Genomic DNA, 7920 nt, shown 5'->3' on the forward strand with positions numbered 1-7920 from the left:
CGGCTTTGTGTGGACCGCCCTCGACGGCGCCGGCGGCGAACCGCTCGCCTTCGTCGACGTGCCCGGGCACGAGCGGTTCGTGTCCACCATGCTGGCCGGCGTGGGACCGGTGCCCGCCGTGCTGTTCGTGGTGGCCGCGGACCAGGGCTGGCAGCCCCAGTCGCAGGAGCACCTGGAGATCCTCGACGCCCTCGGCGTACGGCACGCCGTGCTCGCGGTGACCCGCAGCGACCTCGCCGACCCCGAGCCGGTGCGCGCCGAGGCCGCCGATCGCCTGGCCCGCACCTCGCTCGGCGCCGTGCCGTCCGTCGCGGTGAGCTCGGTGACCGGCGCGGGCCTCGACGAACTGCGGACCGAGCTGGCCCGGCTGGCCCGCGCGCTGCCCGAGCCGCCCGCCGACGCGGACGTACGGCTGTGGCTGGACCGCGCGTTCACCGTGCGCGGCCACGGCACCGTGGTGACCGGCACGCTCGGCGCGGGCACCCTGCGCACCGGCGACCGGCTGGTGACCGGCGACGGGCGGACCGCGCTGCGGGTACGGGGGCTGCAGTCCCTGAACCGGGAGCGGACCGCCGTCAGCGGGGTGGCCCGCGTGGCGGTCAACGTCCACGGCCACCAGGACGGCGCCCTCGGCCGCGGCCAGGTGCTGCTCACCCCCGGCCGCTGGCTCCTCACCGACCTCGTGGACGCCCGCGTCACCGGCGAGCCGGCCGCCGACCTGCCCCGCACGGTCACCCTGCACATCGGCACCGCCGCCGTGCCCGTGACCGTAAGGCCGCTGGGCGAGGACACCGCCCGGCTGACCCTGCGCCGTCCCCTGCCCCTGCGCATCGGCGACCGGGCGGTGCTGCGCGAGCCGGGCGGCGGCCGCAGGCCCTGCGCGGTGACCGTCCTGGACGTCCGCCCGCCACGGCTGGCGCGGCGCGGCGCCGCACGCGCCAGGGCCGGGGAACTGGCGGACATGACCGGCCGACCGGACGGCGCGGCCGAGCTGCGGCGGCGCGGACTGATCCGCCGCGCCGACCTGCTCGCCATGGGCGTGGCGCCGCCCGCCGAGCCCGTCGCCGGGGACTGGCTCGCCGACGAGCAGTACTGGGCGAGGCTGCGCGAGCGCCTGGCCGACGAGGTCGAACGGTACGCCGGGGAGCACCCCATGGAACCGGGCCTGCCCACCGAGGCGGCCCGGCGTCTGCTGCGGCTGCCCGACCGGGCGCTGGTCGACGCGCTCGCCGGGAGCCCGGGCGGCCCCCGCCTGGAGCACCGCAACGGCCGCCTGCACGGCCCCGGCAGTGCCCGCCCCACCCTGCCGCCGCGCCTGCGGGCGGCCGTCGACGCCGTCCGCCACGACCTGGAACGGGCGCCGTTCCGCGCCCCGGACGCCGATCGCCTCGCCGGGCTCGGCCTGGACCGCAAGGCCCTCGCCGCGGCCGTCGCGGCGGGCGCGCTGCTGCGCATCACCGACGGCATCGTGCTGCTTCCGGGAGCGGAGGAGCGGGCCGCCGTACTGCTGGGCGAACTGCCGCAGCCGTTCACGCTCAGCGAGGCGCGCAAGGCCCTCGACACCACCCGCAGGGTCGCCGTGCCGCTGCTGGAGTTTCTCGACGGACGCGGCCGCACCGAGCGGGTGGACGACCAGCGCAGACGCTGCCGGCCCGGCACGGCGGGCGACGGAGGCGGACGGGAATCGAACCCGCCTGCCCGAGATCCTCGGACACCTCGGTTTTGAAGACCGGGAGGGCCACCAGGCACCCACACGCCTCCACCGCCCGCCAGGCTACCGGAAGGCCCCGCCCGAACCGGCGACCCCCCACGCCGGACCGCGGCTTCTCCCACCGTCACCGACCCGGAGACCCGACATGACCACCACGCGCGAAACCCCCGTACGGCTCACGCAGTTCGCCCATGGCGGCGGCTGTGCCTGCAAGATCCCGCCCGGCGAGCTGGAGGACGTGCTCGGCGGACTGTCGGCGGCGCTGCCCGCCCCCGGCGGGGCGCCGCTCCTCGTGGGGCTCGCCACCGGCGACGACGCGGCCGTCGTCGCGCTGCCCGCGCCGCACGGCGCCCCCGCGCAGGCGGTGGTCTCCACCGCCGACTTCTTCACCCCCGTCGTCGACGACGCCTACGACTGGGGGCGCATCGCCGCCGCCAACGCCCTCTCCGACGTGTACGCGATGGGCGGCCGCCCGCTCCTCGCCGTCAACCTGCTGGCCTGGCCGCGTGACGTGCTGCCGTTCGAGCTGGCCCGCGAGGTGCTGCGCGGCGGTCTGGAGGTCGCCGCCGAGGCCGGCTGTCACGTGGGCGGCGGGCACAGCGTGGACGATCCGGAACCCAAGTACGGGATGGCCGTCACCGGTCTCGCGGACCCGGCACGGCTGCTGCGCAACGACGCCGGCCGCCCCGGACTGCCCCTGTCGCTGACCAAACCGCTCGGACTCGGCGTGCTGAACAACCGTCACAAGGCGACCGGCGAGCGGTTCGAGCAGGCGGTGGCCACCATGGCCGCGCTCAACCGGGACGCGTCCGCCGCCGCCCTCGCCGCCGGCGCGTCCTGCGCGACCGACGTCACGGGCTTCGGCCTCCTCGGCCATCTGCACAAACTGGCGCGGGCGTCGGACGTGACCGCGGTCGTCGACACCGCCGCCGTGCCGTATCTCGACGGCGCCCGTGAGGCGGTCCGCGACGGGTACGTCAGCGGCGGCACCCGGCGCAACCTCGAATGGGTCGCGCCGCACACGGACTTCGGCGGCGCCGACACCGACACGCGCCTGCTGCTCGCCGACGCCCAGACCTCCGGCGGCCTGCTGGTCGCGGGCGAGATCCCGGGCGCCCCGGTGATCGGCGAACTCGTCCCGCGCGGGCCGCACTCGGTCGTGCTGCGGTGAGACCAGCGGGACGAAATACCGGGGAAGGCACCCCGGTCCTACGTCCCGTCAGGGCTCGGTCCCCGTGTGCTCGTCGATGCCCGCCCGCGCCCGGTAGGAGCGGACCAGTTCCACCGAGGCCGGGCCCCGCGGCCGGCGGCCCGGACGGATGTCGACGGCGAACGCCTTGGCCTCCTGGATGTGGGTGTTCGGGTCGAGCGAGAGATGCAGCAGCTCGTTCGCCGCGTCGCCCGTGGTGTAGCCGTTGGGCCCCCAGTGGTAGGGCAGGCCCACCTGGTGCAGGGGACGGCCGTGCACGGTCAGCGGCGCCATCCGGTCGGTGACCAGCACCCGTGCCTCGATCACACCCCGCGCGCTGACGATCGTCGCCCACCCGGTGTGCTCCAGGCCCCGCTCGGCGGCCAGTTCGGGCGACACCTCGCAGAAGAACTCCGGCTGCAGCTCGGCCAGATACGGCTGCCAGCGCGTCATGCCGCCCGCCGTGTGGTGCTCGGTCAGCCGGTAGGTGGTGGCCACGTACGGGAACACCTCGGCGCCCGGGTCGCCGGGGCTGGGCTGGTAGCGGTTGTCCGGATGCGGCGGCATCAACTGCCGTACCGGATTGCGCTGTTGCTTGTAGAGCAGGTTCGGGAAGGGCGAGTCCTGCGGCTCGTAGTGGGTCGGCAGCGGCCCGTCCGTGAGACCCGCGGGCACGTACAGCCAGGCCTTGCCGTCGGCCTGCATCACGAACGCGTCGGTGCCCGACAGCGCCTCCGCGCCCGTCGCGCCCGGCGGCGGCCGGTGGTGGGGCGACTTGTCCTTGGAGAAGTCGGCGATGTCGTGGCCCGTCCACTCGGCCTCGTCCTCGTCCCACCACACCAGCGCCTTGCGCTCGCTCCACGGCTTGCCGTCCGGGTCCGCCGAGGCCCGGTTGTAGAGGATGCGGCGGTTGGCCGGCCAGGCCCAGCCCCACTCGTTCGCCACCCAGTTCTGCTCCTTGCCCGGCTTGCGGCGGGCGGCCTGGTTGACGCCGTCGGTGTAGACACCGCAGTAGATCCAGCAGCCGCACGCGGTGGAGCCGTCGGGGTTGAGCTGCTCGTAGGAGGTCAGCGGACGGCCCTCGGCGTCATAGCCGTTGATCTCCGCCAGCACCGTCTCCGCCTCGGGCTCGGCGATCTCGCCCTTCGTCGGGTAGTCCCACGTCAGATCCAGCAGCGGCCGGTCCATGGGGTCGGTCGAACCGGCGAGCTTCTGCCGGATGATCCGCCCCAGGTGGAAGGTGAACCACAGGTCGCTGCGCGCCTCGCCCGGCGGTTCGACGGCCTGGTGGTGCCACTGCAGCAGCCGCTGGGTGTTGGTGAAGCTGCCGTCCTTCTCGGTGTGCGCGGCGGCCGGCAGGAAGAACACCTCGGTGCCGATGTCCTCGGTGCGCAGCTCACCGGTCTCGATCTCCGGGCCGTCCTTCCACCAGGTGGCCGACTCGATCAGCGAGAAGTCCCGCACGACCAGCCAGTCCAGCTTCGCCATGCCCAGCCGCTGCAGCTTGGCGTTGGCCGAGCCCACGGCGGGGTTCTCGCCGTACAGGAAGTAGCCCTTGCAGGTGCCCTCCAGCTGGGCCATCACCGTCTCGTAGGTGGAGTGCGAGCCGGTCAGCCGCGGCAGGTAGTCGAAGCAGAAGTCGTTGTCCGGGGTGGCCGCCTCGCCCCAGTAGGCCTTCAGCAGGCTCACCAGGTACGAGCGCATGTCGCCCCAGAAGCCCTTGCTCGCCGCCTCGGCGTGCACGAAGGCGTCCAGGTCCTCCTGCTTGTGCGCGTGCGGCATCGGGATGTACCCGGGCAGCAGGTTGAACAGGGTGGGGATGTCCGTGGACCCCTGGATGGAGGCGTGCCCGCGCAGCGCGAGGATGCCGCCGCCCGGCCGGCCGATGTTGCCCAGCAGGCTCTGCAGCACGGCCGCGCCGCGGATGTACTGCACGCCGACCGTGTGCTGGGTCCAGCCGACCGCGTAGGCGAACGCGGTGGTCCGCTCGCGCCCGGAGTTCTCCGTGACCAGCTCGCACACCTGCCGGAACAGCTCCGGCGGCACCCCGCAGATCCGCTCGACCATCTCCGGTGTGTAGCGCGCGTAGTGCCGCTTGAGCACCTGGAACACGCACCGCGGGTGGGTCATGCTCTCGTCGCGCTCGGGCTCGCCCTCGCCTATGTCGGCGCCGCCCGAGCCGTGGGCCTCGCCGCGCCCCGCCGCGGTCACCGCGCTGCTGTCGCCGGTGCGCTTGTCGTACTCCTCGTCGCGCTGCCCGGATGCCGCCTGCACCTCCATGCCCTCGTACTGCCAGCTGGTGTTGTCGTAGCTGCGGCTGTCCGTGTCGAGCCCGGAGAACACGCCGTCGAGGTCCTCGGTGTCCCGGAAGTCCTCGCCGAGCACGACCGGCCCGTTGGTGTAGGCCACCACGTAGTCACGGAAGTACTTGTCGTTGCTCAGGACGTAGTTGATGATCCCGCCGAGGAAGGCGATGTCCGAACCCGCGCGCAGCGGCACGTGCACGTCGGCCAGGGCGCTGGTCCGGGTGAACCGCGGGTCGACGTGGATCACCTTCGCGCCGCGGGCCTTGGCCTCCATCACCCACTGGAACCCGACCGGATGGCACTCGGCCATGTTCGAGCCCTGGATGACGATGCAGTCGGAGTTCTGCAGGTCCTGCTGGAAGGTGGTCGCGCCGCCGCGGCCGAACGAGGTTCCCAGACTGGGAACGGTGGAGGAGTGTCAAACACGCGCCTGGTTCTCGATCTGGATCGCGCCCATGGCGGTGAAGAGCTTCTTGATCAGGTAGTTCTCCTCGTTGTCCAGCGTCGCCCCGCCGAGGCTGGCGATGCCGAGGGTGCGCCGCGTGCGGGTGCCGTCCACCTCCCACTGCCAGCCGTCGCGGCGGGACTTGATCACCCGGTCGGCGATCATGTCCATCGCCGTGTCGAGATCGAGGCGCTCCCACTCGGTGCCGTGCGGCCTGCGGTACAGCACGTGGTGCCCGCGGGCGCTTCCGGTGGTGAGCTGGAGACTGGCGGCGCCCTTGGGGCACAGCCGCCCGCGGGAGATGGGGGAGTCGGGGTCGCCCTCGATCTGGGTGACCTGCTCGTCCTGGACGTAGACGTTCTGTCCGCAGCCCACGGCGCAGTACGGGCAGACCGACTTCACCACCCGGTCGGCGGAGGCCACCCGGGGAGTGAGCCGTGCGGTCGGCCCGCTCTTGGCGGCGGCCCCGCGGCCCAGGGGGTCGGTCCCCCTGAGCTGGCGGTAGACCGGCCAGGAGTCGATCCACGTGCGTACGCCCATGTCTCACAGCCCTTTGCTCGTCTGAAGCCCTCGGTGCTCCGGCCCGTCCGGTCCGCTACTCCCGCGGCCCCTCCGGTTCCGGTCCCTGCCGCTCCGGTACGTCGCTCCCGCTCTCGTCCTCGGTGCCCTTGCGGTCGGCGGGCCGTCCGCCGGCCTTGTCCCGCGCCCGGTCCATCAGCGCGGCCGCGGTGCCGGCCGCGGCCACCACGGCGGGCGGGTGCTGCGGCCCGTGCGGGTGGGGCCGGGTCGGTCCGGTCCTCCAGGCCCGCACGACCTTGGAGCCCAGCCGCTCGCGGTCCTCCCGCGGAAGATTCTCCCGCAGCCGGGCGAACACGGCATCCTCGAACGCCACGTGCTTGCGCAACTGCGACTCCAGTCGCTCCACCAGTTCGTCGAACTCCTCGCTGTCGGGCGAGGCGCCCTGGAGCGCGGCCAGGGTGTCCGCGCCCTCACGCTCCTGCTCCAGCGCCTCGTCGGCCAGCCGGTCGCCCTCGTCGAGCGCCTCGCGCACGGTGGGCCACAGGTACCGCTGCTCGGAGGGTTCGTGGCCCGCCAGGGCCTCCGCGATCAGGTCGACGATCGACTCGCGCCGTGACCGCTGGGCGGGCGAACCGCCCTTCTTCAGGCCCGGCAGGGCCTTGAGCTGCTTGAGGAGCGCGTTGACGCGGTCGTGGTCCCGGGTCAGCACGGAGGTGAGCTCGTGCACGTCACCGGGCGCCCGGTCGCCCTCGGGACGGGCGTCGCGGACCTCGGCCGCCCGCCGCATCGGCCCGTCCCCGGCGGCGCGCCCCTCGAGCCAGCGCGGCACGACGTCCTTGCCGGTGGGGTTGTCGGCCGGCGGGTTCGCCAGGTGCTGGGTGGACTCCTGGGGCATGCCGGGGCGGTGCTGCTCGGAGGTCGTAAGGGTGTCACCGCCGTCGGCGGGCAGTCCCGTGGCGATCAGGAAGGCCTGTCCCGCGGGCACCCCCAGCCGGCGCCCGGCCTCCGCGTAGTCGAGACCGTCCGCGAGCAGACCCTGCACCTGGGTACGGCTGGGCATACGCGTCGCCTCCTTCCGGTCCGGCTGCTGCGAAGTACCCCTGTCGTCCCGGGCGAAACAGAAGCCTCCCGCGCCGGAGGTGTGAGGGTGCGACACCGGGGGACTCCCGGCTGCGGTACGGCGGTGTGTCTGCTCGCGGACCGTCCGTGATGACCGTAATGTCCGGGTGGCCGCGGTGCGGCGGGGCGCGATGGGAGTGGTCGTATGTGTGTCCGGGGCAGCCGCACGGCCCGGGGAGGGGTGACTCGGTGACCCAGCGCCACATCTTCGGCAGTGTGTTCGCCCTGGAGTCCGCGATCGCGGGGTTCGTCTTCCTCGTCGTCCTCGCCCTGCTCGGCTACGCCCTCCTGCGCCGGCGCGCCGCGCGCGGCACGCCGGTCACGGGACAGCCGGAGCGACCCGTACTGGAGAAGTACTACGTAGGCGTCCTGGTCGCGTTCGCGGTCTTCCTCGTCACCTGGACCGCCTGGCAGAACCACAACGAGCACCGGCCGCCCCGGACCACGCCGGTGACGGTCGACGTCACCGGCTTCCAGTGGTGCTGGAAGTTCTCCTACCCGCAGTCACCCGTCAAGCGCAGCGTCACCGGCACCTGCCGGGGCAAGGACCTGCCCACGCTGGTCGTGCCGGCCGGCCGCCCGGTGCGGCTGCGGCTGACCGCCAAGGACGTGATCCACTCGCTGTGGATCC

Annotated in this window: 4 protein-coding genes, 1 tRNA gene and 1 pseudogene; 3 read left to right on the plus strand and 3 right to left on the minus strand. The window is 73.6% G+C overall.

What is annotated here, in order from left to right:
* Window positions 1-1630: pseudogene (locus IE249_RS23100) on the plus strand (SelB domain-containing protein); the annotation flags it as partial.
* A 38-nt stretch (window positions 1631-1668) separates the two neighbouring features.
* On the opposite strand, the gene IE249_RS23105 reads toward IE249_RS23100, so the two are convergent.
* Window positions 1669-1761 (minus strand) — tRNA-Sec (locus tag IE249_RS23105).
* Between the two features lie 95 nt (window positions 1762-1856).
* Here IE249_RS23105 and selD point away from each other — a divergent pair.
* On the plus strand, window positions 1857-2882 hold the full coding sequence (gene selD / locus IE249_RS23110; RefSeq protein WP_189707450.1) for a selenide, water dikinase SelD: 1026 nt from the start codon (window positions 1857-1859) through the stop codon (window positions 2880-2882).
* Window positions 2883-2930: 48 nt separating this feature from the next.
* Here selD and fdh read toward each other — a convergent pair whose 3' ends face one another.
* On the minus strand, window positions 2931-6191 hold the full coding sequence (gene fdh / locus IE249_RS23115) for a formate dehydrogenase (protein ID WP_189707452.1): 3261 nt from the start codon (window positions 6189-6191) through the stop codon (window positions 2931-2933).
* 55 nt (window positions 6192-6246) lie between these two features.
* Window positions 6247-7230: a hemerythrin domain-containing protein gene (locus IE249_RS23120; protein ID WP_189707454.1), complete on the minus strand. Its 984-nt coding sequence runs from the start codon at window positions 7228-7230 to the stop codon at window positions 6247-6249.
* 248 nt (window positions 7231-7478) lie between these two features.
* Here IE249_RS23120 and IE249_RS23125 point away from each other — a divergent pair.
* Window positions 7479-7920, plus strand: a 442-nt coding sequence (locus IE249_RS23125; RefSeq protein ID WP_229859077.1) for a cytochrome c oxidase subunit II, incomplete at its 3' end; no start/stop codon positions are given.

The organism is Streptomyces anandii JCM 4720, from assembly GCF_014650655.1.
Taxonomy (GTDB): domain Bacteria; phylum Actinomycetota; class Actinomycetes; order Streptomycetales; family Streptomycetaceae; genus Streptomyces; species Streptomyces anandii.

Bases quoted from the DNA above. Each gene is read 5' to 3' on its own strand.
- selD (WP_189707450.1), top strand. From the start codon at position 1,857: ATGACCACCACGCGCGAAACCCCCGTACGGCTCACGCAGTTCGCCCAT.
- IE249_RS23120 (WP_189707454.1), bottom strand. From the start codon at position 7,230: ATGCCCAGCCGTACCCAGGTGCAGGGTCTGCTCGCGGACGGTCTCGAC.